General features: G+C 73.7%; 18 protein-coding genes. 7 read left to right on the forward strand and 11 right to left on the reverse strand.

All coding sequences use genetic code 11. The features are described 5' to 3' along the window. Positions 1–135 precede the first annotated feature (135 nt). Positions 136–1134 (reverse strand): type I glyceraldehyde-3-phosphate dehydrogenase, encoded by a 999-nt coding sequence (gene gap, locus ACIQV3_RS08750; RefSeq protein ID WP_403711143.1) that lies wholly within the window; start codon positions 1132–1134, stop codon positions 136–138. A 121-nt stretch (positions 1135–1255) separates the two neighbouring features. Next, positions 1256–2212 carry a GlxA family transcriptional regulator gene (locus ACIQV3_RS08755; RefSeq protein ID WP_403711145.1) on the reverse strand — a complete coding sequence of 319 codons (957 nt, stop codon included), beginning with the start codon at positions 2210–2212 and terminating at the stop codon, positions 1256–1258. Positions 2213–2508: 296 nt separating this feature from the next. On the opposite strand from ACIQV3_RS08755, the gene ACIQV3_RS08760 reads away from it, so the two are divergent. The 5 genes from ACIQV3_RS08760 (at position 2509) to ACIQV3_RS08780 (ending at position 9182) form a co-directional block, all read left to right on the forward strand. Continuing rightward, positions 2509–4188 carry a carbohydrate binding domain-containing protein gene (locus ACIQV3_RS08760; protein WP_403711147.1) on the forward strand — a complete coding sequence of 560 codons (1680 nt, stop codon included), beginning with the start codon at positions 2509–2511 and terminating at the stop codon, positions 4186–4188. Between the two features lie 213 nt (positions 4189–4401). Further along, complete coding sequence (locus ACIQV3_RS08765; RefSeq protein ID WP_403711149.1) at positions 4402–4641, forward strand: hypothetical protein; 240 nt, start codon at positions 4402–4404, stop codon at positions 4639–4641. Between the two features lie 103 nt (positions 4642–4744). Continuing rightward, on the forward strand, positions 4745–6238 hold the full coding sequence (locus tag ACIQV3_RS08770) for an acyltransferase domain-containing protein (RefSeq protein WP_403711151.1): 1494 nt from the start codon (positions 4745–4747) through the stop codon (positions 6236–6238). Positions 6239–6320: 82 nt separating this feature from the next. Next, complete coding sequence (locus ACIQV3_RS08775) at positions 6321–8780, forward strand: SpoIIE family protein phosphatase (protein WP_403711153.1); 2460 nt, start codon at positions 6321–6323, stop codon at positions 8778–8780. A 171-nt stretch (positions 8781–8951) separates the two neighbouring features. Next, positions 8952–9182, forward strand: a complete 231-nt coding sequence (locus ACIQV3_RS08780) for a response regulator transcription factor (protein WP_403711155.1) — start codon at positions 8952–8954, stop codon at positions 9180–9182. Between the two features lie 3 nt (positions 9183–9185). On the opposite strand, the gene ACIQV3_RS08785 is transcribed toward ACIQV3_RS08780, so the two are convergent. Continuing rightward, the gene (locus ACIQV3_RS08785) at positions 9186–10175 is read right to left on the reverse strand and encodes a serine/threonine-protein kinase (RefSeq protein WP_403711157.1); all 990 of its coding nucleotides are present in this window, start codon (positions 10173–10175) and stop codon (positions 9186–9188) included. 90 nt (positions 10176–10265) lie between these two features. Beyond that, on the reverse strand, positions 10266–10961 hold the full coding sequence (locus ACIQV3_RS08790; protein WP_403711159.1) for a DUF998 domain-containing protein: 696 nt from the start codon (positions 10959–10961) through the stop codon (positions 10266–10268). Between the two features lie 164 nt (positions 10962–11125). Between ACIQV3_RS08790 and ACIQV3_RS08795 the strand changes: the two genes are divergently transcribed. Then, complete coding sequence (locus ACIQV3_RS08795) at positions 11126–11449, forward strand: YciI family protein (protein ID WP_389437074.1); 324 nt, start codon at positions 11126–11128, stop codon at positions 11447–11449. 3 nt (positions 11450–11452) lie between these two features. Further along, entirely contained in the window at positions 11453–13480 is a 2028-nt protein-coding gene (locus ACIQV3_RS08800; protein WP_403711161.1) for a sigma-70 family RNA polymerase sigma factor, read from the forward strand. Between the two features lie 68 nt (positions 13481–13548). Here the strand turns inward: ACIQV3_RS08800 and ACIQV3_RS08805 are convergent, their stop codons facing one another. The 7 genes from ACIQV3_RS08805 to pstS all read right to left on the reverse strand — a co-directional run bounded on the left by ACIQV3_RS08805 (position 13549) and on the right by pstS (position 24927). Further along, a complete protein-coding gene (locus tag ACIQV3_RS08805) occupies positions 13549–14367 on the reverse strand; it encodes a phosphate ABC transporter ATP-binding protein (protein WP_403711163.1) in 819 nt (272 codons plus the stop codon). An 11-nt stretch (positions 14368–14378) separates the two neighbouring features. Next, on the reverse strand, positions 14379–15278 hold the full coding sequence (locus tag ACIQV3_RS08810) for a sortase (protein ID WP_403711165.1): 900 nt from the start codon (positions 15276–15278) through the stop codon (positions 14379–14381). A 116-nt stretch (positions 15279–15394) separates the two neighbouring features. Continuing rightward, entirely contained in the window at positions 15395–17413 is a 2019-nt protein-coding gene (locus ACIQV3_RS08815; RefSeq protein ID WP_403711167.1) for a WxL protein peptidoglycan domain-containing protein, read from the reverse strand. 109 nt (positions 17414–17522) lie between these two features. Beyond that, the gene (locus tag ACIQV3_RS08820; RefSeq protein WP_403711169.1) at positions 17523–19097 is read right to left on the reverse strand and encodes an Ig-like domain repeat protein; all 1575 of its coding nucleotides are present in this window, start codon (positions 19095–19097) and stop codon (positions 17523–17525) included. 38 nt (positions 19098–19135) lie between these two features. Then, a complete protein-coding gene (locus ACIQV3_RS08825) occupies positions 19136–20128 on the reverse strand; it encodes a hypothetical protein (protein WP_403711170.1) in 993 nt (330 codons plus the stop codon). 246 nt (positions 20129–20374) lie between these two features. Beyond that, on the reverse strand, positions 20375–23134 hold the full coding sequence (locus ACIQV3_RS08830) for a hypothetical protein (protein WP_403711172.1): 2760 nt from the start codon (positions 23132–23134) through the stop codon (positions 20375–20377). Beyond that, positions 23134–24927: a phosphate ABC transporter substrate-binding protein PstS gene (gene pstS / locus ACIQV3_RS08835; RefSeq protein ID WP_403711174.1), complete on the reverse strand. Its 1794-nt coding sequence runs from the start codon at positions 24925–24927 to the stop codon at positions 23134–23136. The genes ACIQV3_RS08830 and pstS overlap by 1 nt, the downstream gene beginning before the upstream one ends. Positions 24928–24955 lie beyond the last annotated feature (28 nt).

Below are 24955 nucleotides of genomic sequence, written 5' to 3' on the forward strand. Positions count from 1 at the left end.
CCCCGCGATATTCGGGCCACCAACATGTTTTGTTTTTTACTCGCCGTGGCGGTGCGGGTGAGTCCCGCGACCGGGGGGGGGGGCCCGCCCCGGCTTCCCGCGCCCGGGCCGCGCCCTGTGAACGGGGGTGCGGCCTCAGCGGCTCGCGAGGAGTTCGAGCGTGTCGATGACGCGGTTCGAGAAGCCCCACTCGTTGTCGTACCAGGCGACCACCTTGATGTGGCGGCCTTCGACGCGGGTGAGCTGCGAGTCGAAGATGGAGGATGCGGGGTTGCCCGTGATGTCGGAGGACACGAGCGGGTCGTCCGAGTACTCCAGCACGCCGGCGAGCGGGCCCTCGGCCGCGGCGCGGTAGGCGGCCAGGACCTCCTCGCGGGTCACGTCGCGGGCGACGGTGGTGTTCAGCTCGACGATCGAGCCCACCGGGACGGGAACGCGGATGGAGTCGCCGGAGAGCTTGCCGTCCAGGTTCGGCAGGACCAGGCCGATCGCCTTGGCGGCGCCCGTCGTGGTCGGCACGATGTTCACGGCGGCGGCGCGGGCGCGGCGGGGGTCGCGGTGCGGACCGTCCTGGAGGTTCTGCTCCTGCGTGTAGGCGTGCACCGTGGTCATGAACCCGTGCTCGATGCCCGCGAGTTCGTCCAGTACGGCGGCCAGCGGCGCGAGCGCGTTGGTCGTGCAGGAGGCGTTGGAGACGATCGTGTGCAGCGCCGGGTCGTAGGAGTCGCTGTTCACGCCGAACGCGAGCGTGATGTCGGCCCCGTCCGCCGGTGCGCTGACGAGCACCTTCTTGGCGCCGGCGTCGATGTGGGCGCTCGCGGCCTTGGCGGTGGCGAACCGGCCGGTGGCCTCCAGCACGATGTCCACGCCGAGCTCGGCCCAGGGCAGCTGGGACGGCTCGCGCTCGGCGAGCACCTTGATGCGGCGGCCGTCGACGACGAGGACGTCCCCGTCCACGGTCACCGGGCGGCCGAGCCGGCCGGAGGTGGTGTCGTAGGCGAGCAGCCGCGCGAGGGTGGCGGGTTCGGTGAGGTCGTTGACGGCGACGACGTCGAGCTTGCTGTCGCGTTCGAGCAGCGCGCGGAGCACGTTGCGTCCGATGCGGCCGAATCCGTTGATGGCGATGCGAGTCATGGTGTCTCCCTGTTCCCTGTCCCGTGGGTTCCCCACCAGGTTCGCGGGTCGGGGGCGCCGGCGACAGCGGCGCGATCGCCACGGTCCGCAAGGATCGCGCCACGCGGAGGCGGCCGCGGACTCACTCGCCCCGGGCGAACGTGCGCCGGTACTCGCTCGGCGTGGTCCGCAGGATGTGCTGGAAGTGCAGCCGCAGGTTCGAGCCGGTGCCGAGGCCCACGTCGGCGGCGATCTGCTCCACGCTCCGCTCCGAGCGCTCCAGCAGCTCCCGGGCCACGTCGATGCGGGCGCGCATCACCCACTGCATCGGCGTGTACCCGGTGTCCTCGGCGAACCGGCGCGAGAACGTGCGCGGGGACACCGCCGCGTGCCGGGCGAGCGCCTCCAGGGTGAGCGGTTCGCCGAGCCGGTGCAGCGCCCACTCGCGGGTGGCGGCGAACCGCGGGCCGAGCGGCTCGGGCACGCTGCGCTGCACGTACTGCGCCTGCCCGCCGCTGCGGTAGGGGGCCGCGACCAGCCGGCGGGCCGTGTGGTTCGACGCGGCGACCCCGAGATCGCTGCGCAGGACGTGCAGGCACAGGTCGATGCCCGAGGCGGCTCCGGCCGAGGTCAGCACGGAGCCCTCGTCGACGAACAGGACGTTCTCGTCGACCCGGACCAGCGGCCACTTCGCCGCGAGGGCCCGGGCGTAGTGCCAGTGCGTGGTGGCGCGCTTGCCGTCGAGCAGGCCCGTCGCGGCGAGTGCGAAGGCTCCCGTGGAGATGGCGGCGAGCCGCGCGCCCCGGTCGTGGGCGGCGATCAGCGCTTCGACGACGGCCCGTGGCGGATCCTCGCGGTCGGGGAAGCGGTAGCCGGGGACGAAGACGGTGTCGGCCCAGGCGAGGGCTTCGAGGCCGTGGGCGACGGAGTACGACAGGCCGTCACCGCCGGTCACGAGCCCCGGGGCGGCGCCGCACACGCGGACCTCGTAGGGCATGCTCGCGCGGGTCGTGAACACCTGCGCGGGGATCCCGACGTCGAGGGGCTTCGCCCCTTCGAGGACGAGGACGGCGACGTGGTGGGGGCGGGAGGCTGGCACCGCGACATGCTTCCGAAGGGGCGGGAGCCTTGTCAAGCGGCACGGTTAGGAAACCTTCCGATTGAGATAACCACCTATCAGTTGGTCCAGACCTGTTGACGGCGGTCCTTCCGGAGGATTAGGTTCCCGGCCACGGAGCGCACCCGAAGCGGACACGACGTCAACTGCCCACGCCCGCCCGGCCGCAGGCCCCCCCACCCACGGGCCCGCCGCCCCGTCCCCACGCGTCCCCGGCGGGCCGCACGGCCACGCTTCGCGCTCCACGCCGTCCCCCCATTCCCACTGGAGGCACTTCCTTGCGTACCCCATCCCGAACCCGTACACGGCTGGCCTGCGCCCTCGGCGCGACCCTGCTCGGCGCGGCCGCGGTGCTGACCTCGCCCGGGGCGGCCTTCGGTGCCAACGTCCTCTCGAACGGCGACTTCGAGTCCGGCACCACGGCGGGCTGGTCCTGTTCCGGCGGGCTGGGATCCGTGGTCGGCTCACCCGTGCACGGCGGGAGCAAGGCGCTGGCCGGCGCGGCCAGTGCGGGCGACAACGCCAAGTGCGTCCAGACCGTGGCCGTGCAGCCGAACACCACCTACACGCTCTCGGCCTGGGTCAAGGGCAGTTACGTCTACCTCGGTGTCACCGGCGGCGCCTCCACCTGGACCCCCTCGGCGGCCGCCTACACCAAGCTGACCGTGTCCTTCACCACCGGCGCCTCCCAGACCAGCGCCGAGGTCTACCTCAACGGCTGGTACGGGCAGGGCACTTACTACGCCGACGACATCACCCTGGACGGCCCGGGCGGCACCGTCGACACCCAGGCGCCCACCGTGCCCGGCAGCCTGACCTCCACCGGCAAGACCTCCTCCACGGCGTCCCTGAGCTGGGCCGCGTCCACCGACAACGTCGGCGTGAGCGGCTACGACGTCTACCGGGGCGCCACCAAGGTCGCCACGTCGGGCACCACCAGCGCGACCGTCAGCGGCCTGACCCCCAGCACCGCCTACGCGTTCACCGTGCGCGCCCGCGACGCCGCGGGGAACACCTCGGCCGCCTCGAACACCGTCAACGTCACCACGGACACCGGGACCACGCCGCCGACCGGCTTCAAGCAGGCCGCTCCGTACCTCTACCTCGGCTGGGGCAACCCGCCGAGCGCGACCACCGTGATGAACGCGACCGGCACCAAGTGGTTCACCATGGCGTTCATCCTCTCCTCGGGCGGCTGCAACCCGTCCTGGGACGGCCAGCGCCCGCTGACCGGCGGCATCGACCAGAGCACCATCGCCTCGATCCGCGCGGCGGGCGGCGACATCGTGCCCTCCATCGGCGGCTGGCAGGGCAATAAGCTCGGCCCCAACTGCTCCAGCGCCGAGGCCCTGGCCGGTGCGTACCAGCAGGTCATCAGCGCGTACGGGCTCAAGGCCATCGACGTGGACATCGAGAACACCGACGAGTTCGAGAACGCGGTGGTCCAGGACCGCATCCTCGGCGCCCTCAAGATCGTCAAGCAGAACAACCCCGGCCTGAAGACCATCCTGACCTTCGGCACCTCCACCACCGGCCCGACCAGCTGGGGCAATCGGCTGATCGAGCAGTCCAAGGCGCTGAACGCCGGCATCGACGTCTTCACGATCATGCCGTTCGACTTCGGCAACGCCTCGACGGACATGTACGCCAGCACCGTCAGCGCGACCGAGGGCCTCAAGGCCAAGCTGAAGGCCGTCTACGGCTGGGACGACGCGACCGCGTACTCCCACATCGGCATCTCGGGGATGAACGGCATCAGCGACACCCAGGAGACCACCACCGTCCAGAACTGGACCGACATCCGCAACTGGGCCAACTCCCACCACATCGCGCGCCTGGCCTTCTGGTCGGTGAACCGCGACCGCGGCTGCCCCGGCGGCGGCCTGCAGGAGACCTGCTCGGGAATCGCCCAGAGCGACTGGCAGTTCACCTCCATCACGGCCGGCTTCACCGGCTGATCCAGCGCCTCGCGGCAGTGGGGGCCGTCGCGGCGATCCGCGGCGGCCCCCACGGCTCGTACGGGGCCAGGCGCCGGTCGGGGCCCGCCCTTCGGCGACGCCGGCCCGGGCCCGCACGGCCTCCGGATACTTCTCGGTGAAGCGCAGGGCTCCATCCTCGGGGTCGACGGCCTGCTGGCGGAGAACCGCCGCGACTGCCCGGCGCGCGGCAAGGTGTTCGCCAAGACCGGCGCCGCGGTGGGGCTGGACGCCCTCAACGACCGTCTGGGCGTCGGCGCCATCACCATCGCCGGCTACCCGGACAAGGACGACGGCCGCTTCGACGTGTCCTGCGCGGGCCTCACCGGCGCCTCGACCCCGACGACCGGCCCGAGCGGCAACCTCGGCATCGCCCACGACCTCGCGATGATCGCCGCGTACCTCCAGGAGGCCACCGCGGCGCCTGTCAAGTAACGAACAGCCGGGACTACGCCCCCGCGCCGCCTCCGGGCACGGTGGAGAGCGACCGTCCTGCGCCCCGCAGGAGCGACGCCGTCCGGACCGGAGGCAGACCGCCATGACCGACATCGCCCTCACCGGACCCGGCCGCCGTTTCCCCGGCGTCCCCCGCGTCCTCGGCCTCACCCCCGGCAGCCCGCTCGGCCCTTCCGGTGTCCGCGCCCCGTCCGGCACCGGCGTGTACCGCCCGCTCGACGCGGAGGCCGGCCGACTCGCCCCCCGCCCCGCCGGCTTCCCGGAGGGCGCCCGGTTTCCGGACCGCGCGGCCGGCTCCGCCCGGTTTCCGGACCGCGCCGGCTCCGCCCGGTTTCCGGACCGCGCCGCGGACACCGGGAGCACCGGAGGCGCTCACGGCGCCGAGGGAGTTCCCGGCACCGGGCGGCCCCAGCTCGTCTTCCTCTCGGCCGGAAACCCCCGGCTCCTGGACCAGTACATCGGCGACCTACTCGACGTACTCGACGCGGCGGACCGTACGCCGCTGGCGGCCCTGGCCCACTCCCTAGGCGCGCGGGCGCCACGGGTGGCCCGGCTCGCGATCGTGGCCACCGACACGGCCGGATTCCTCCTGCGACTGCGCCACGCCCGTGAGCAGCTCCTCGCCGGAGCCCGGGGCGACCTCGGCGACGGCGCCTTCGCCGCCGATGCCCCGCTGCCGGCCGCACGGCGCCGCACCGCCTTCCTCTTCCCGGGTCAGGGCAGTCAGCGGCCGGACATGATGCGGGACCTCTACGCGAGGTTCCCCGCCTACCGGTCGGCCGTCTGCGTACTGAGCGCCGTGGCCCGGGCCGACCTCGGCTTCGACCTGGCCGACCTGCTGTACGGCGAGGCTTCCGGGTACCGGACGTCACAGGCGTCCCGGGCCTTCCACAGGTTCCCCGTGGACAACGGGGAGCTCGGGCGCAGGCTCGCCGCCACCGAGGTGTGCCTGCCGCTGCTCGGCACCGTTCAGATCGCCGCCACCCGGGTCCTCGCCGACTGCGGGATCAGCCCCGACCTCGCCCTGGGCCACGACTCGGGCGAGTTCGCGGCCGCCGCCGCGGCCGGGGCACTGACCCACGTGGACGCCGTCCGGCTGCTGGTGCACCGGGGCGCGGCCCTGCGGCGGGCCGGGACCGGGCTCCGCGCCGAGGAGGCCCTGCGCTCGGGCCTCGCCACCCGCCGCATCACCGTCCCCGCCGTGCCCTTCGTCTCGTCCGTGAACGCCGAGCTCTGCACCGACCCCGAACGGCTGCGCGCCCTGTGGGTCCGGCAGGCCTCCGCGCCGGTCCGCTTCGACGATGCCGTCCGCACCGCCTACGACCAGGGGGCCCGCGTCTTCCTCCAGATCGCCGGCGGGGACTCGCTCCTGACCTCGGTCCGCCGGATCCTCCCCGGCCGCGGCGACGTCCACGTCGTCCCCGTCACCGGGGAGGCGCCGGACGACGGACGCACCTTTGCCCTGGCGCTCGCCCGGCTGGCGGTCCTGGGTGCCCCGGTCGACCCGCGCGCCGTGGTCCCCGCGCAGCGGCAACGGGTCCCGGACCTGCCGGTCCACGGGCACCCGGGCAGGTGACCGCACTGCGTTGGTGCTCCTTGCCGCTCCGGATGATGCTTGTCAGTGGAGCCCCTGGCCAGCGAAGGCGAGATGAGCGGCGATGGAGCAACTTCCCACCCCTCCCGGTGAGCGGCCGGCCCGGACCACGCACGCCTCCCCGGGGGGCTCGTACACGGCCACGGCCACCGTCAGCGACCAGGGCATCGTGACCGGGTGGAGCGAGGAGGCCCGCCGGATGCTCGGCCACGCGGCCTCGGAGGTCGTGGGGCGGCCCGCCGCGGACCTGCTCGCGGACCGGTCCGACCGATCCGGCGGGACCGCCGGATCCGGCGGTACGGGCCCTGCGGCGCGGCCGGTCGGGCCCGGGCAGGAGCGGTGGAGCGGCACCGTACCGCTGCGCCACCGGGACGGCCGCCGACTGGACGCGGCGCTGCTCGCGCACCGCAGGGCGGCCCTCGGCGAGGCGGCCGAGTGGTTCGTGGTGTCCGCCGTGGCGGGGGCGCCCGACGCTTCCTGGGAGGGGCCGCTGGGTGAATGGGCCTTCGACCGGTCCCCCTGCGCCATGGCGGTCTTCGACGAGGACCTGCGGCTGGTCCGGGCGAACGCGGGCATGCACCGCGCGCTCACCCTCACGGAGGCCGAGATGCGCGGGCTGCGCCTGTCGGAGATCGCCCCCGACCCGGTGAGCGAGGAGACCGAGCGGGGCATGCGCCGGGTGCTGGAGACGGGCGAGCCGCAGTCCGTGGACGGCTTCGTCCGGCCGCCCGGCGCGGGCGCCGCGCACGGCTGGGCGACCTCGCTGGCCCCCGTACCGGGTCCGGACGGCCGGGTACGGGCCGTATACCTGAGCGCGCAGGACAGACCGGCCGGTGACGCCGCCCCGCGGCAGCCGCTCCCGCCCACCCTGGCCGGTGCCCGCGTCGACACCCCGCCGGACAGTGCCCGCACCGCGCAGGAACTGGCCGACGCGGCCGTCCCGCGGCTCGCCGACTTCGCGGTCGTCGACCTGCTGGAGCCCTCCGCGCGCGGGGAGACGCCGGCTCCGGCGCCCGGGACGGGTCCGCTCACGGTGTCCCGCAGCGCCGTACGGTCGGTCCTCGGCGCGAGCCAGGAGGCCCGGTTCGCCGTCGGGGACAGTGCCGTCTACCCGGCGCTGTCGCCCCCCGTGGAGTGTCTGGCCGCGGGCCGGGGCGCGGTGTACGGGACCGCCGACCCGGCCGTGGTCCGGTGGGTGGCTCAGGATCCCGGGGCGGGCTGGATCGGTGAGCACGGCACCCATTCGCTGATGCTGGTACCGCTGCGGGACGGCCGGGTCACCGTCGGCCTGGCACTCTTCAGCCGTCACCAGCGCCGGGAGCCCTTCGACCTGGAGGACCTGCGGCTGGCCGAGGAACTCACGGCCCGGGCGGCCACCGGCATCCACCGGGCGCGCAGGACCGTCCGGGAGCACACCACCACCATGACCTTGCAGCGCAGCCTGCTCCCGCACACGCTGCCCGTGCAGTCGGCGCTGGAGATCGCCTCCCGCTACCTGCCCTCCGTCGGCGAGGCCGGTGTGGGCGGCGACTGGTTCGACGTGATCCCGCTGTCCGGTGCCCGGGTGGCCCTGGTCGTGGGAGATGTCGTCGGTCACGGCATGCGCGCCTCCGCCACCATGGGACGGCTGCGCACCGCGGTGCGCACGCTGGCGGACGTCGACCTGCCGCCCGACGAACTGCTCACCCACCTCGACGACCTGATCATCCACCTGTCGTCGGACGAGACGGGCGGGGAAACGGCCGGGGGCATCGGCACCACCTGCCTGTACGTGGTCTACGACCCGGTGACCCGCCGGTGCACCGCCGCCCGGGCCGGTCATCCCCCGCCCGCCGTGGTGTCGCCCGAGGGCTCGGCGTACCTCCTCGACGTGCCGGCGGGGCCGCCGCTGGGCCTGGGGGGCCTGCCCTTCGAGACCGTCGAGGTCGACCTTCCCGAGGGCAGCCTCCTGGCCCTGTACACCGACGGCCTGCTGCAGGCCCGTGAGCACGACATCGACGAGGCCCTGGACGGCATGCTCGCGGCCCTGGTCCAGCCCGCCTCCAGCCTGGACACCGTCTGCGACCGGGTGCTGACGGCGATGCTGACCCACCGTCCCGACGACGACGTGGCGCTGCTCGTCGCCCGGACCCGGGCCCTGCACACCGACAAGGTGGCCGTCTGGGACCTGCCCTCCGACCCCTCCTTCGTCGCCCAGGCCCGCCGCAACGCCACCGACCAGCTGGCCGTCTGGGGACTGGAGGAGGCCGCCTTCGTCACCGAGCTCGTGGTCAGCGAACTGGTCACCAACGCCATCCGCTACGGCTCGCCGCCCGTACAGCTGCGGCTGATCCACGAGGGCACCACGCTGATCAGCGAGGTCTCGGACGCGAGCGGCACCGCCCCGCACATGCGGCGGGCCCGGATCTTTGACGAGGGAGGGCGCGGGCTGCTGCTGGTCGCGCAGCTCACCCAGCGCTGGGGCACCCGGCACACCCTCTTCGGCAAGACCATCTGGGCCGAGCAGTCCCTCGCCGAGTTCTGAGGACCTTCTGCCCTGCCCTGTTACACGCCCGTGACGGACGGCGGACAGGCTCATGAACTCCCCCCGACATTCTCTTTAACACGGACATACACCCACATTCGTGGATATGTCTTCTGCTTTCAAAGGTGCGAGCAGCCGTGATGACCGACCCCGAATGCCGGAGGAAGTCCCATGAGCCTCACACTGGTCGCCCCGCACACCGAAGCCCCCGCAGCCGTTCTGGCCCCGCGCGAGCAGGAGGCGCTGCGCCACATCGCCGCCGGCCGCACCTACGTGCAGACGGCCCGCTCGATGGGACTCTCCAAGCACACGGTCGACGCCTACCTGCGCCGCATCCGGGCCAAGCTGAACATCAACACCACGGCCGAAATGACCCGCCTGGCCATCTCCATGGGGCTGTGACCCCTAGGGGCGCGCGAACACCGGCCGGGCCCAGTCCGGGGGCTCCCTGGGCGGTGCCTGGCTCCCTGGTTCCGCGGGCCCCGGAGCGGCCCGCCGAGCCGGTGCGGCGGCGGTGGCGGTGGCCGCACGCAGCGCCGCCACGAATTCCAGGCAGGAGTCGTAACGGTCCTCCGGGACCTTCGCCAGAGCCTTCGCCAGCACACCGTCCGCCGCCGGCGCGATATCGGGCCGCTTCTCCGTCAGGGGAGGCGGCTTGTCGTACTGGTGCGCCCACAGCAGCGCGGGGGCGTCGTCCCGGACGAAGGGCGGCCCGCCGGCGAGCGACTCGTAGACGACACAGCCCAGGCTGTAGACGTCGCACCTGCCGTCGACCGGGCGCCCCGAGATCTGTTCCGGCGCCACGTAGTCGATCGTGCCGACGAACTCGCCCGCCGTGGTGAACCCGGTGAGGGCCAGCGATTTCTTCGTCAGTCCGAAGTCGGTGAGGTAGACGTGCTCCGGGTGGTCGCTGTCGGTGCCCCCGGCCACCAGGATGTTGGCGGGCTTGACGTCCCGGTGCACCAGTTCGTGCGCGTGGGCGGCGTCGAGCGCGGAGGCCACCTGGGCGGCGATGCGCAGCGCGGTCGGGACGGGCAGCGGACCCTCCCGGTCCAGCAGGGTCCTCAGGTCCGGTCCGACCACGTACCGCATGGCGATGTACAGGACCCCGTCGGTCTCCCCCGCTTCGAAGACGGGCACGATGTGCGGGTGCTCGATCCGCGCGGCGACCCGGGATTCGTGGGCGAAGCGGCGCCGGAACACCTCGTCCCGGACCCGCTCCGGGGCGATCAGCTTGAGCGCGACCGTACGGTCCAGGCGCAGGTCCTTCGCCTGGTAGACGACGGCCATGCCGCCCCGGCCGATGATGCGCTCGATCCGGTAGCCGGCGATCTGCTGTCCGATCAGGCCGGAGGCCCGTCCCGTGTAAAGGCCCCGGTTCGCTGCGGTGCCCATCAGGCGCCTCCCGCCGCAAGTCTATCGAGTGATCCACACGCCCGCCCGTGGGGCGAGCGGCGCTCGCCCCACGGGCGGGGGCCCGGCCGGTCAGACGCCGCGGCGGCCGCGCAGGGCCACCACGGAGACCCAGAGCAGCGCCGTGACGGCTCCGACGGCCAGGGTCAGGGTGCCGGCCCGGCCGCCGCCCATCGCCCAGCCGTTGCCGATCAGGAGGGCGGTACCGGCGACCCGGGAGGCGATCGCGTAGCGGCGGTTCCCGGCCCGGCCGAAGTGCCGGCCCAGGACGTAGCAGGCGGCGATCAGCGAGGTGAAGGTGACCGACCCGGCGGCGAAGTGGGCGTAGCTGTGCCAGGTGAGCGTGGCGATCTGCGCGGAGGGGGCTCCCAGGGGGAAGCCGTCGACCGGATCCATGACGAAGGCTCCCGCGGCGATCATGCCGACGCCGGCGATCCGGACCAGCCGTGGCGCCCAGGTGCCTCCCGGAGTACCGCCGAGGACCCGGCGCAGGCCGGTCGCCCCGAGGGCGAGAAGGGCTCCGGCGAGCAGGAAGTTGGTGATCTGGAGCCAGCCGAGGCTTCCGTTGCTCAGCGCGCTCAGCGGGTGGCGGGTGATGTCGAAGCCCTGGCGGGTCGCGGCCTGGGTCAGGGAGACGGCCGCCCAGAGCGGGGAGGCCACGACCGCGCAGGTGAGCAGGGCGCGGGTGGTGGTGACGGAGGAGGAAGTGGAGGAGGAGTGGGTGGCGGGGGAAACGTCGGCGGTGGCGGTGGGGGCCTGGGTGCTCATGGCGGGTGCCTCTCGGGTTCGTCGTAAGCGGCTCTCGTTCGGTTCTCGCTGATACGTCGAACCAGAAAGGTGACAGGGAACGCGCGCGTTCCCTGTCACATCGCCCGTTCGACGTGTAGACAAGGTGCGGGCAGCAGCTCGGCACCACGAGACGAGGAGTTCCCATGCGCTACCTGATGACGACGAAGCCTTCCGACACCGCCCCCGACGAGCGGCTGTACGCCGAAATGGGCAAGTTCATCGAGGAGCTGACCGCGGCCGGCGTCCTGCTGGCCACGGGCGGCCTGGAACCGGGCGGCATCCTGGTGGCCTCCTCCGGCGAGGAGATCACCGTGACGGACGGGCCGTTCGCCGAGGCCAAGGAGGCCGTGGCCGGTTTCGCGCTGATCGAGGTCCGGTCCCGGGAAGAGGCGATCGAGCTGGCCCGCCGCTTCCGCCGGATCGTCGGCGACGGCGAGAGCGTGGTCCAGCAGGTCTTCGGCCCCTGATCCGTGCCGGACGTCTCGCGGACGATCGACGCGGTCTGGAAGCTCGAATCGGCCAAGATCATCGCCACGCTCACGCGCATGGTGCACGACGTCGGCCTGGCCGAGGAACTCGCCCAGGACGCGCTCGTCGCCGCGCTCGAACAGTGGCCCGGCGCCGGGATCCCGGACAACCCCGGCGCCTGGCTGACGACCACGGCCAAACGGCGTGCGGTCGACCACATCCGGCGCTCCCGGATGCTGGCCGGCAAGCAGGAACAGCTCGCCCACGAGCTGGAAGAGCGGGAAGGGAGGCTGGAACGCCAGGGGCGGCAGGAGCGGCAGGGGCGGCAGGATTCCGAACAGGACGACGACGTCCTGCGGCTGATGTTCCTCTCCTGCCACCCCGTGCTGGCGACCGGGGCCCGTGCGGCGCTCACGCTCCGGCTGCTGGGCGGGCTGACGGCCGAGGAGATCGCACGGGCCTTCCTCGTCACGGCGGCCGTCGTCACCCGGCGCATCGCCGCGGCCAAGCAGACGCTGGCCGAGCACCGCGTGCCCTTCGACCTGCCCGGGGAATCGGAGCTGCCCGAGCGGCTGTCCTCGGTGCTGGAGGTCATCTACCTGATCTTCAACGAGGGTTACTCGGCCACCTCGGGCGACGACCTGATGCGCCCCGGGCTCTGCCTCGAAGCGCTCCGGCTGGGCCGGCTGCTGGCCGAACTGGCGCCCCGGGAGGCCGAGGTGCACGCCCTGGTCGCGCTGATGGAGATCCAGGCCTCCCGTTCGGCGGCGCGCACCGGTCCCTCGGGCGAGCCCGTCCAGCTCCACGAGCAGAACCGGGGGCGCTGGGACCAGTTGCTCGTACGCCGCGGGTTCACCGCGATGCTGCGCGCGCGGGAGGCAGGCGGGGCCCCGGGCCCGTACATGCTGCAGGCGGCGATCGCCGTGTGCCACGCCCAGGCACGCACCGCCGGGGAGACCGACTGGGCGCAGATCGCGGCCCTGTACGGGGCGCTGGCCCGGCTCCTGCCGACGGCGGTGGTCCAGCTCAACCGGGCGGTGGCGCTCGGGATGGCGCACGGGCCGCAGGCCGGCCTCGACCTGGTCGACTCCCTGGTCGCCGATCCCGTACTCCGTGACTACCACCTGCTGCCCAGCGTCCGCGGAGACCTGCTGCTGCGCCTGGACCGCGGCCCGGAGGCGCGGCTGGAGTTCCTCCGGGCGGCGGCCCTCACCAAGAACTCCGCCGAGCGCGCCTTCCTGCGCCGGCGTGCGGAGGAGGTGCCCGCCGGCGGCGGCCTCGCCGGTCCGCCGCCGGGTCCGACCCTCGGCCGGGCCGCGGAGGGCTTCCTCGGCCGGGCGGAGCTGGACGCGGCGACGGTCCGCTCGTACGGGCAGACCCTGCGGCGCCTGCGCCTGGACCTCGGTGACGCGGCGCCGCTCTCCGGGCTGACGGCCGGGGAGGTGGCACGGGTGTGCACGGCCGCCTGGGGCTCCGCGGCGGCCAGGACCTGGAACCGGCACCGCTCGGCCGTACGGTCCTTCGGCGCCTGGGCCGGCCTGGACGGGCTCGCCGCAGAGCTGGAGCGGCGCCCCGAGCCCCGGCTCCGCGCGTCCGCGCCGGACCCCGCGCTGCTCGACGCGCTGTGGAGCGACCCCGGAGTTCCGCTGCGCGAGCGGACGTTGTGGCGGCTCCTGCACGAATCGGCCGCGGGGGTCACGACCGTGCTGTCCCTGAACGTGGAAGACCTGGACCTGGAGGACCGCCGGGGCCGCGCGGGCCGCACGTGGGTGAGCTGGCGCTCCGGGACGGCCCGGCTCCTGCCCCTGCTCCTGGCCGGCCGCACCCGGGGCCCGGTGTTCCTCTCCGACCGCCGCCCCGGCCCGGCCCGCACCCCCGCCCCGGCCGACCTCTGCCCGGACACGGGCCGGCGCCGCCTGTCCTACGAGCGGGCCGAGCACCTCTTCAAGGAGGCCACCAAACCCCTGGACCCGGCGCACGAGGGCTACACCCTGCGCCGCCTCAAACCCGGCCCGCGAGGGACGCCATAGCCCGCCTCCGCCTCCGCCGCAGGGTGAGGACCCGGGCGAGTCGGGCGCGTACGGCGTGAACGCGGGGGTCAGCCGAAGCGGCCCTGGACGTAGTCCGAGGTGCGCGGGTCCGCGGGGGTGGAGAACATGGCCGTCGTGGGGCCGTGTTCCACGATCCGGCCGGGCGTGCCCTGTTCCGCGAGGAAGAAGGCGCACTGGTCGGAAACCCGGGCCGCCTGCTGCATGTTGTGCGTCACGATCACGATGGTGACCTCGTCGGCCAGCTCGCGGACGGTCTCCTCGATGCGGCGCGTGGAGGTGGGGTCCAGGGCGGAGCAGGGTTCGTCCATCAGCAGGATCCGCGGCCGGACCGCGAGGGAGCGGGCGATGCACAGGCGCTGCTGCTGACCGCCGGAGAGGGCGCCGCCCGGCTGGCGGAGCCGGTCCTGGACCTCCTTCCACAGTCCGGCCTTGGTCAGGCACTCCTCCACGAGCGCGTCCTTGTCGGCCGCCGAGGCGCGGGTGCCCGTCAGCTTGAGGCCCGCCGTGACGTTGTCGTAGACCGACATCGCCGGGAAGGGGTTCGGCTTCTGAAAGACCATGCCGATCCGGCGGCGGGCGTCGGTGAGCCGGCGGCCGCGGGCGTAGACGTCCTCGCCGTCGAGCAGGACCTCACCGGCCAGTTCGGCGCCCGGGATCAGCTCGTGCATCCGGTTCAGGATCCGCAGGAAGGTGGACTTGCCGCAGCCCGAGGGGCCGATCAGGGCCGTGACCTGGCCGCCGGGCATCGTCAGGGAGACCCGGTTCAGGACCTTGCGGCCGCCGAACCACGCCGAGATGTCGCGGGCGTCGAGGGTGGACGCGCCCGTTGCGGGGAGGGTGGGGAGGGGAAGCGTCTGGGTGGTCATCTCGGCCTCGTTCACAGGAGGTTGGGCAGGAGGAGGGCGGCCTGGTCGGCGACCGCCAGGCCGAGGGCGGCCAGGACGGGGAAGCCGACGAGCCAGGTGTGCGCGCGGCCCCAGCGGATCCGCGCCCAGGCCAGGGCGGCCGCGGCGAGCAGCAGCGCCTGGGCCCACAGGACCAGCGGGAACCAGGCCGAGGTCTGGCTCCCGAGGGGGGCCTCGTCCGCGGCCAGCCGCCCCGGGGTGCGGCCGCCGGACTGCTGCACGGGCGAGGTCAGTTCCGCGTCGACGTGCACCACGCCGTCCGGCATGTACGGGGTCCCGTCCGCGGTCATCAGGGTGAGCAGGGCCGCTTCACCGGTCGGCCGGGCCGGCCGCGGGTCGCCGGCGCGCCGGACGCCCAGCACCTTGTACGTGTGCTCGCCCTGACCGGTGACGACCCGGAAGGTCTCCCCGCGCTCCAGGTCCGCGATGTGGGCGAAGGGGCCGCCGTAGCCCGCCTGCCGGCCCATGAGGATGCTCGTGCCGGGCTGGCCGGGCAGGACCGTGTCGCGCCGGTGGCCGGGTCCCGAGGCCAGTACCCCGGAGGTGGTCGCTTCGCGGACCACCTCGCGCAGCCCGATCTGCGGGATCTCCAGCAGGGCGACGGGGGTGCCGGGCTCGGTCGGCCCCAGCGGCGCGGTGGCGTTGGCGAGCCCTTCCCGCAGCTGCGCGTACCCCACCCGGCGGTCCCGCTCGTGGCGCAGGTGTCCGAGCGGGCCCACTTCCGCGACGAAGCCGAGGAGCAGGGCGCCCAGGATGGCCAGGGCCGCGCCGGTGGCCCACAGGCCGGGTGGGCCCGTACGCCCCGCCGGGGCCTCGGGGGCTCCGGCGGGTTCGGGGCGCACGTCCACCGGCGGGGTGGAGGTGGCTGTCATCGTGTCTTCTCCGAACGCGGATGAGGATGCGGGTGCTGCGGGTGTGCGGCAGGTGCTGCCGGTGTGCGGCGGGTGCTGCCGGTGTGCGGCAGGTGCGGCGGGTACGGCGGGTGCGGTCAGTTGCCCGCGAAGGTCAGCAGGCCGCGACGGCGGGCCCACCAGACGAGTCCGCCGCCGGTGAGGACGAGGGCCCCGGAGAGCAGGCCGATCGTGGTGGCGTCGGCGCCGGTGTTGGCCAGGCCGCCGCCGGGGCCGCCGGAGCCGCCGGCGGCTCCGCCCGCGACATTGGTGGAGACGCCCACGCTGCCGCCGCTCGTGGTGGTCCCCGTGGAGGCCGACGCGGACGGGGAGGCGCTGTCGCTCGGGGTGGGGGTGGGGGACGCCGAGTCAGAGGGGGTCGGCGTCGGGCTGTCCGTCGGGGTAGGGGTGGGCGACGCGGTCGGGGTGGGCTTCGGCGTGGGCGACGGGGTCGGGCTCGGCGTGGAGGTGGGCGTCGGGTTCCCCGTGCCCGGGTCGGTCGTCTGGTAGTCGGTGCCGGAGGTGAACCACAGGGAGGCGGCGAAGGTCCCGTAGGTCTCCGTGCCGAAGGCCTTGCGGCAGATGACCGTGAGGTCGTAGCGGCCCTCGAGGGTGGTGAAGCCGGCCTGGCTGGCGTAGTCCCGCATGGTCATCGTCAGCGGGATGGTGATGCCGCCCGAATCCGCCGGGGGGTACGTGGTGATGGGCGAGTTGCCGACCACGTTGAGGCCCTCGGCCGGGAAGCCCTTGCCTGCCACCGTGACCAGGATGTTCGTGGCGGGCTCCGGGCAGGCGGCCGAGGTGGTCACGTCGACGCTGCTGTCGTCCTTGCCGGTGGCGGGGTTGATCTTCGCCGCGCCCGCCGGGGCGGCGTGGGCCGCCGTCGGGACGGTCAGGGCCAGGCCCACGAGGGCGGCGGCGGCCGCGGTGGCGGCGCCTGCCGCGGATCGCCGGCTGAGGCGGGTGAACTGCACGATGGGCTCCTTCTTGGCGTTCTGGCGTTCGTTGGTGTCGGAGGTGGCGCGCCTGCGGGCCGACGCGGCGGCCGCGGCCCGGGCCAGGCGCCTGCGGCGCCACACCCACAGCCCGCCCCCGGTGATCACGAGGACCATCGCGAGCAGCGCCCACGGGACCGTCCACAGCGACACCGAGCGGGTCAGAGAGGGAAGTTTGGGGTCCACGCCGTCGCGGGCGGCGACCGGCTGGACGGAGACCACGGCGGAGGACCGCAGCACCTGGGCCACCCCGTCGGCCTTGGCGGTGATCGTCAGCGAGGTGCCGGGCAGCAGGTCGCCGAGGTCCTTCACACCGGACGCGGTGACGGAGGTGCCGAACAGGCCGTTGACGCGCACGGCCTGCCGGGCGCCGAGCCGCACGTTGCCGGTGTTGCGCAGGGTGTACGTGACGGTCGCCGAGCCCTCGGAGAAGGGGTTCGCGGAACCCTGGTACGAGGCGGCGACCTGCTGGACCTCCAGGCGCGGGGTGAGGGTCCCGGCGGCGCGGACGTAGACGCGGGAGCCGACCCGCTGGTCGAGCTTGACCTTGTTGCCCTGGCCGTCCTGGGCTCCGGCGGCGAGCGAGGCGACGATGCCGCCGGTGTGGTCCCCGGGGGTCACGTCACGGGGGACGGTGACGGTGAAGGGGACGATGACGTTGCCCTTGGGCGGGACGGTCACCTGGTCCTTCTCCAGCTTGATCCAGCTGCCCGCGTCCTTCGGGGCCTGGCCGGCCGGGAGCAGGTCGAAGCCGCCGTCGAGGGTGTTGACCGCGTCGCTCGCGTAGACGGAGAGGGTGAGCGGCTCCCCGCCGTAGTTCCAGATGGCGATCTGGTCGCGGGTCGTGGCTCCGCCGGTGACCCCGTAGGAGAAGTGCGGCCGGGCGTCGGGCCCCTTCGGTCCGGCGGGCTGCACGCCGAAGGTGGACTTGCGGTCCTCCCCGGGAGTGGCCGGGGCCGAGGTCGCGGCCCGCGCGGGTGCTCCGTCCACCAGCACGAGGAGCCCGGCCAGGGCGAGCAGCGCGACCAGCAGGGAGCGGAGGGAGCGGAGGGAGCGGAGCGGAGCGGCGGCCGACGGGCCGGGGCGGCGGCCGCGCCGGGCGGTGGGGGCGGTGGGGTTCATGGCTCGGGCGTCCGATCCGGAGAAGGGGTGCGGTGGGTCCAGGCGTCAGGGGCGGGTCGGAGCGGCCGCGGGGAAGCGCGGCCGCTCCGACCCGGAGCTCACGCCTGGATCAGATGGCGGTGAGCGTGAGGGTGGCGGAGTACGTGCCGGCCACCGTGGAGGTCGGGACGTTCAGCGCCAGGTCGGCGGTGACGTGCGCGGTACCGAGACCGGTGCCGTTGGCGAGGGTGCGGGCGGACTTGAGGCCCGCGGTGCCCGGGTCGGCGGCGGCCGCTCCGTTGGCGGCGGGGACGACCGAACCGGCCGTCACCGTCTGGGCGGGCGCCTTGTCGACGAGCTTCGGGGTCCAGCCCAGGTTCTGGCCGTTGATGGCGTGGGTGGCACCGTCGGAGAAGTCGGTGACCTGGCCGCTGACGGTCCAGCCGGGGTTGCCGGCGCGGGTGTCGGTGAGGGTGACCGGGTTGATGGAACCGGCCGTGGTCAGCAGGTCCCCGTCGGCGTTGAGCACCGGCGAGGGCAGGGTGACCTGCGGGTTGGCGACGCTGATGGCCAGCGCGCCCGAGTTGACGGTGGTGGTGATCGTCTCGGAGGCGGAGACACCGGCGAAGGCGCCCACCACGTACGGGATCGCGCCCGAGTCGGAGCCGGTGAAGGCGCCCGCGTTGGCCGGGACGAAGACGGCGGTGAAGGAGTGGTTGCCCACCGGGAGGCTGCTGGTGTTCAGCACCGCGGTGCCGTTCGCCACCGGGACGGTGCCCAGGGTGACGGTGGCGCCGCCGACGGTGTCGGTGAACTTCACCGCTCCCGCCGCGCCCGCGGGGGTGACCGTACCGGTCAGGGTCACCGGGCTGTACTGCGGCGCGGTGCCGGCCGGGGAGACGGCCAGGGCGGTGGTGGTGGTCGTGGCCGCGGCGGCCGTGACCACGTAGGAGACGGCGGCGGAGGCCGAGCCGTTGTACGAGGCGCTCGCCGGCGTGAAGACGGCCGTCAGGCTGTGCGTACCGGCGGTGAGGTTGGACGTGGTGAGCGCCGCGGTGCCGTTGTTCACGGTGACCGGGGTGCCCAGGTCGGCCGCGCCGTCCTTGAACTGGACGGTGCCGCCGGCGCCGGCCGGGGTGACGCCCGCGGTGAGGGTGACCGGGGTGCCCGCCTGCGAGGGGCCGGCCGGGGTGGCCGCGAGGGAGGTGACGGTGTCGGTCTTCACCGCCGGGTCGGTGTTCTGGTAGGTGGTGTTGGAGGTGAACCAGATCGCGCCGGTGTAGTCACCGAGGCTGGTGCCGTTGAAGGCGGTCCGGCAGATCACGGTGAAGTCGTACTTGCCCTGCAGGGTGGTGAAGCCCGCCTGGCTGGCGTAGTCCCGCATGGTGGAGGTGAGCGGGATGACCATGCCGCCGTTGGCGGCGGTCGGGTAGGTCGCGATGAGCGAGTTGCCGACCACGTTCAGGCCCTCGGCCGGGAAGCCGGAACCCGCCACCGTGACCAGCACGTTGGTGGCGCCCGCCGGGCAGGCGTCCGAGGTGGTGAACGCGATGCCGGACGTGTCCGCACCGGTCGCCGGGTTGATCTCGAGGGTGCCGATCGGGGCGGCGTACGCGGCGCTCGCCCCGGCCAGACCCGCCGCGAAGGCGGTGGTCACGGCGGCGACCCCCAGGGCCATGGTCCGCAAAACTCTGTTCTTCAGCACAACGTCTCCAGAATGTGAAGCTCGGGCGGCGATCAGGGTCAGGGGGTCTGCTTGGTGGTGTCGCCGCAGTTCGGGCTGGCGGCGAACCCGTACGTGTTGATCACCGAGGTCTGCTTGCAGATCTCGGAGTTGGCGCCGACGAAGACGGTGCTCCACGGCGCGGTGGCGACCTTGTTGGTCGGGATCACGTTGTAGACGTCGCGCTTCACGCCGAACCCGCTGTTGAGGACGGTGGGCGCGGTGCCGTCGACCGTGCCGAGGATGGCGCGGCCGCGCAGGTCCGCGATGGTCTGCGAGGACTGCGACTGGTACTGGGCGATGGAGAACGGCACGATCGACTTGTCGTCGAGGAGGCGGCCGTCGTGCTCCTGCACCGGGGTGGTGCCCTTCTTGTCCTTGATGCAGGGGTAGATGCCGGCGACGACGTCGGCGTCCGTGATCCCCATCTGGGACTCCCAGAAGCTGCGGGTGCCCGAGCCGGCCTGCGGCAGGTAGACCGTCATGGCGTAGTTGGGGCCCGAACCCACGTAGTTCGGGTCGCAGTGGTAGATCGCCTTCAGGTCGGTCAGCGACAGCTTGCGCGGGATCGCCGAGCCGGGGGTGATGGCGTAGGTGACGCCGTCGACCGCGAAGGGCACGTAGGTCAGGCCCGGAGCCGCCGCCGCCAGGTTCAGCGAGGAGGAGCGGGCGAAGTCCAGACAGCCGTTGCCGGCCTGGAGCGAGGTGAGCAGCGCGGAGCGGCCGGCGCCCGAGCCGTTCGGGCGGGCCATGGTGCAGTTCCCGTTGGCCGGGTCCTTGGTGGTGATGTTCGCGGAGCCGGTGGAGTCGTAGGAGCCGATGACCCTCTGGCCGCCCACGGTGATGGCCGCGGCCATGCCGTTCATGACGTCCTGGGTCGTGTCGGAGCCGACGCCGGAGAGCTGTCGGTACGTCGGCGCGCCCGACGGGTCGGCGGCGGCGAGGCCGGCTCCGGCGACGGTGGCCGCGAGAGCGAAGGCCGAGACGCCGAAGGCGATTTTCTTCTTGTTCACTTGGGATGACCCCTCAGCTAGGCTGCGCCCGGGGTGGTGCCCGGCGCGCGTGGGATGAAGTTCCGTTGGCGCGGATTGGTCAGACGGTCGTCGCCGGGCATCACCTCCTTTCGTCGTGGGAACCTCGGGCCCTTCGTCGTGGAAGCCGCGGGCCCTTCGTCGTGCCGAGCCGCAGCGCGGGCTCGGGCACTGGTCCGGCGGACTGCAGTCCTGGTCCTGCGGACTTCACTCCTGGTCCTGCGGACTTCACTCCTGGTCCGGTGGGCTCCAGTCCCTCGGGCCGGACTTCTTGTGGGTCGCCCAGTCCGCCGGCAGACCCACGGCCGCCCCGCCCGCCGCGCCGCGCAGCGACCGCAGCCAGGACAGGGCCCCGGGCAGGAAGCGCGGGAGCAGCGGACCCGCGAAGGCGGCGAGCGCCCCGACGACGAGGCAGACCAGCAGGACGTTGCGGATGGCTCCGACGGCCCAGACCGGTGTGGTCCCCGCCGCCTGCGCGGCCGGGGCGCCCGAGGCGCCGGTGGCGCCCGCGCCGCCCGTGGCCGCCGCGGCGGCGCTGGGCGAGGCCGGGGCGGGGCCGGGCGCGGCCGCGCCGCCCGCGGTGGAGCCGGCGCCCGCGGTCGAGGATCCGGAGCCGGAGGTCCCCGTACCCGCGGAGCCGGAGCCGCCGGCCGCCGCGCCGCCCGTACCGGACGGAGTACCGCCGGCGGCGCCGGGGGGCGGGCTGCTCGGCGCCGAAGGCTCCGGCGACGGTGTCGGCTTCTTGCCCGCCTCGGTGCTCACCCGCTGGGCCGCCGCCCGGGTCTGGGCGCGCAGGGCCTGCGGCAGCGGGGCGTAGCCGTGCGGCAGGCTGCCCGCCGCCACGCCCGGGGTCTGCCCCTGGCCGGCCGCGTAGGCCAGCATGGCGCCGTAGTCCTTGCCCTCCGCCTCCGTGAGGTCGGCGGGCACGGTGGCGGCGTAGGTGAGGACGGTGAGCGGGTACGCCGCCGGGTCCGCGGCCGCCGGGTCGGGCGAGCTGACGCCGTCGGGCCCGGCCTTGCGGGCGTTCGCGGCGGCGATCAGCGCGGCCGGCTCGGGTGCGACGAACTTCCCTCCCGCGTTGAGGAGTTCGGCGCGCACCAGGCCGTACCGGTCGGCGGTCGCGGTATCGGTGACGGCGAGCACGGCGCGCGAGCCGGCGAGCTGCGGCGGGTCCTTCTTGTACGCGGGCGGGGTGGCGGTGGCGTCCCAGGAGGTACGGGCCAGGGTGTCGCCCCGGCTCGCGGCGCGCGCGGCGGCGTGCATGTCGGTGGCGTAGGGGTGTTTGTCCTGGATGCAGAGCGGGGACTCGGGGTGCTCCTCCGGGAAGGGCTGGCAGTACGGGTCGCTCTTGGGGAAGGTGTCCAACGGCAGGGCGATCCCGCGGTAGTTCGGGTTCACCGCCATGCCGGCGTACGAGGCGTCCCCGTGCGCGCCGGTGTTGTCGGGCGTGCCGTCGAGGAACTCCCGGGCGGCCGGGTCCCGCGACACCCACTCCCACAGCTGCCGGGTGGTGTCGGCGAGCGGCTGCGGGACCAGGGCGTCACCGAGCTTGCCCGGGAAGTCCAGTCCCGCGTAGTCGGGGTTGTGGTGCATGAACTCCGGGTCGTGCCCCAGGTTCACCGGGTTCTTCGCGGTGCTCTCGGCGAAGCGCGAGTTGCCGTCCTGGTAGGACTCGGTCAGCAGCTTCGCCACCAGCCTCGGGGTGAGCCGCAGGCTGCTGAGCCGGACCCCGTTGCGGGCCCTGACCTCGTCGGGTGCCTGGAATCCGGCCTGGCTCTCGATGAAGAAGCCGATGGTGATGCCGGAGAGGGCCACGGGGGCGTAGACGGGTTTGCGGGCCGGGTCGGCCGGCGCCGGCCGGCCGAGGAAGACCAGCCCGGGCGCGCCGGAGAGCAGCTTGACGCGGGCGGTCTCGTCGGGGACCTGGGCGTAGCCGTAGATGGCTTTGCCACCGGTCTGGCACAGGGCGGGCTGCCAGCGGGTGACGGCCTCGGCGGCCATCTCGGAGCCGAGGGTGCCGCGTTCCTCGGCGCCGATCGGGCAGTAGCTGCCGAGGGGTTCGAAGCCGAGCGGGACGACGAGGCGCTGCTTCCAGTTGGCCGGGCTGAGCGGGGAGGACTGGAGCTGGCCGCTGGACTGCGCGGTGTACGCGCTGCCGTCGACCTCCTTCTCGCCGCGCGGCACCACCACCAGCCAGCAGCCCCGTCCGGCGACGGCGCCCCCGGAACCGGTGACCGCGGTGCCGCAGCCGAGGCCGGGGGCTTCGATGGCGGTCTGGGTCTCGAACCAGACCTCGCCGGAGCCGCGGGCGTTGGTGCGGGCGTACGGAACCTCGTTGGTGCTGTTGACGTCGTAGAACTCGTTCCAGTTGCCCGGACTGACCGGGTCCCCGCCGACCGTGCGGAAGGGGGCGTAGGAGATCCCGCTCGGAGTGGGCGGCGGCAGCGGCTCGCCTTCCGAGTCCCGGAGGTTGTCCCCGTAGTTGAGCTGGCGGGTGTTGGTGTAGGCGCCGGCCTGGTTGCCCGCGCCGGCGCCGAGGGCGGAGGAACCGCCGAACTGGCACTGGTCGACGGCGGGGCCGGTGGACGCGTCGCCCCAGCACTGCATGATCTGCAGGTAGTTGGCGCTGTAGGCGGTGTCGGAGACCGTGGGCTTCCCACCGGTCCAGGAGATCTTGACGACTTGGCCGACGAGGTTGCGGGTCTGGCCGACGGTCACCTTGAGGTCGGCGAAGTCGCCGGCCCCGGACACGGTGACCTCGGAGCCCGCGGCCTCCCCGGTGGCGGCGTACGCGGCCCGCGGCCCCAGGCCCGCGGGCCCGGAGGTGGCGACCACGGGGAGCAGGAGAAGGCAGAGCGAGCCGAAGAGCAGCCGGATCCGGCGCGTGCGCAGGGGGGTCCGGAGCGGTGCCCGGAGCGCGGTCCGGAGGAGCCCGGTACGGAGGAGCCCGGTGCGCAGGAGCGCGGTACGCAGGAGCGGGGTGCGCATCAGGACCCGCCTCCCGTGCGGCCGCGCCGCGCCAGGCGCCGGGTGACCAGCGGAGGGGCGACCGTGACGGCCAGCAGGATCAGGGCGCCGAGCACCATCAGGACGGTCTGCAGGGACCCGCCGATGCCGCTCGAGGTGGTGACGGGGATGCCGAACAGGTCGGCCGCGCCCGCCGCGAGGGGCTGCCCGGTCTGCGGGTCCACTCCCCCGCCGTCCGCGCCGCCGCTGGCCGAGCCGTCACCCGTACCGCCCGTGGCGGCCGCCGCGCCGCTCCCGCCGGTGGCTCCGCCCGTACCGCCCGTGGCCGCGCCCGCGGAGCCGCCCGTGGCTCCGCCGGAGGCCGCGCCGCCCGTACCTCCCGTGCCGCCGCCGGAGGCCGCCGCACCGGCGCCGCCCGTGGCTCCGCCGGAGGCCGCCGCGCCGCCGCCACCGGAACTGCCGTTCTGCGTCGGGTTCTTGTTGCCGCCGGTTCCGGTCTCGCACTGCGTGGGGCCCTGCTTGTCGCAGGCGGCGGGCTTCGGGGCGGTCTCGGCGAGGATGTTCCTGCCGTCGGGCGAGAAGGTGGGGTTGCGGCAGTTCTTGATGTCGATGTTGGCCACGGCCACGCCGGGGATGCGGCGCACCTGCTCCAGACCCGCCTGGACGAGGTTGATGGGGAGCGGCGAATAGCCGAGCCGGTCGACGGAGCGCTGCCCCTCGCAGAGGAAGTAGTAGGCGAAGGCGCCGAGCGCCTTGCCCTTCTGCGGGTTGAAGTTCGACTCCTGCGCCGTCGGGATGATCATGTAGCTGTAGCTGGAGAGCGGGTAGGTCCGCTCGTCGGCCCCCGTGTAGACCCCTTCCAGCTTCTGCGTGAGGTCGACGGGGTCGATCTGCGCGTTGCCGAGCGACACGGCGACGTTCTGGGCGGTGGGCTCGGTGTAGTAGCCCGACTTGTTGAGGACCTTGACGACCGGGAAGCCCGTCGTGGAGACCGCGTAGGAGTACTCCACGTACGTGATGGTGCCGATGTTGCCCTCTTGGGCCACGTAGCCGGAGACGCCGTTGGAGCCGGACTGTCCGACGAACCCGCGGCCGGCGATGGTGGGGTAGTTGGAGGTCTGCCCGCAGGGCGTGGAGCGGCCGGCCTTGCCGCAGTAGGTGTCCCACAGCCCCGCGTGCTGCGTGCTCAGCCACTTGGTGAGCTGGGCCGTCGTGCCCGAGCCGTCGGAGCGGACGACGGGGACGATCCTGCGGGCGGGGAGGGCCGCGGCGAGGCCCGGGTTGTCGGCCTTGATCGCCGGGTCGTTCCACGCGGTGATCACGCCGGTGAAGATCTTCGCCACGTTCTCCCCGGAGAGGCGGAGGTTGGTGACCCGGCGGTTGCCGATCTTGAGGTTGTACATGAAGGCCGTGCCGCCCGCGACGATCGGCATGTAGGCGAACTTCCGGGCGGGCGGCGGGTCCACGACCCCCGAGTCCTTGATCCCGTACGGGATCTCGGAGACCGCGAAGTCGACGGTGCCGTTGCGGAACTGGTTGCGGCCGTCGGACGATCCCGTACCGCTGTAGTTGACCGTCATGCCGTACTGCTTGACGTTGGCCCGCCACTGGTCGAGGGCGTTCTGGCTCCAGGTGGAACCCGCTCCGGAGACCGGTACGTAGCTCTCGGCGGCGGCCGGCACCGCACCGGGCACGACGGCGGCCAGCGCCGCCAGGAGCAGCGCGAGTCCGCGGCCGAGGAGGCGTCCGCGCCGGGTGGGTGCGCGGTCGCCCGAAGGGGCACGCACGGGGTATGCCGGGGGTCGTCCGGGCATGGGGAACTCTCCTGATCGGTCACAGATC

It is taken from the genome of Streptomyces sp. NPDC099050 (assembly GCF_044759865.1).
Taxonomy (GTDB): Bacteria; Actinomycetota; Actinomycetes; order Streptomycetales; family Streptomycetaceae; genus Streptomyces.

What these genes read in the sequence shown, in the direction of transcription:
- ACIQV3_RS08790 (WP_403711159.1), bottom strand. Translation starts at nt 10,961, where the DNA reads ATGAGCACCCAGGCCCCCACCGCCACCGCCGACGTTTCCCCCGCCACC.
- gap (WP_403711143.1), bottom strand. Translation starts at nt 1,134, where the DNA reads ATGACTCGCATCGCCATCAACGGATTCGGCCGCATCGGACGCAACGTG.
- ACIQV3_RS08785 (WP_403711157.1), bottom strand. Translation starts at nt 10,175, where the DNA reads ATGGGCACCGCAGCGAACCGGGGCCTTTACACGGGACGGGCCTCCGGC.
- ACIQV3_RS08770 (WP_403711151.1), top strand. Translation starts at nt 4,745, where the DNA reads ATGACCGACATCGCCCTCACCGGACCCGGCCGCCGTTTCCCCGGCGTC.
- ACIQV3_RS08805 (WP_403711163.1), bottom strand. Translation starts at nt 14,367, where the DNA reads ATGACCACCCAGACGCTTCCCCTCCCCACCCTCCCCGCAACGGGCGCG.
- ACIQV3_RS08780 (WP_403711155.1), top strand. Translation starts at nt 8,952, where the DNA reads ATGAGCCTCACACTGGTCGCCCCGCACACCGAAGCCCCCGCAGCCGTT.
- ACIQV3_RS08795 (WP_389437074.1), top strand. Translation starts at nt 11,126, where the DNA reads ATGCGCTACCTGATGACGACGAAGCCTTCCGACACCGCCCCCGACGAG.
- ACIQV3_RS08815 (WP_403711167.1), bottom strand. Translation starts at nt 17,413, where the DNA reads ATGAACCCCACCGCCCCCACCGCCCGGCGCGGCCGCCGCCCCGGCCCG.
- ACIQV3_RS08810 (WP_403711165.1), bottom strand. Translation starts at nt 15,278, where the DNA reads ATGACAGCCACCTCCACCCCGCCGGTGGACGTGCGCCCCGAACCCGCC.
- pstS (WP_403711174.1), bottom strand. Translation starts at nt 24,927, where the DNA reads ATGCCCGGACGACCCCCGGCATACCCCGTGCGTGCCCCTTCGGGCGAC.
- ACIQV3_RS08775 (WP_403711153.1), top strand. Translation starts at nt 6,321, where the DNA reads ATGGAGCAACTTCCCACCCCTCCCGGTGAGCGGCCGGCCCGGACCACG.
- ACIQV3_RS08830 (WP_403711172.1), bottom strand. Translation starts at nt 23,134, where the DNA reads ATGCGCACCCCGCTCCTGCGTACCGCGCTCCTGCGCACCGGGCTCCTC.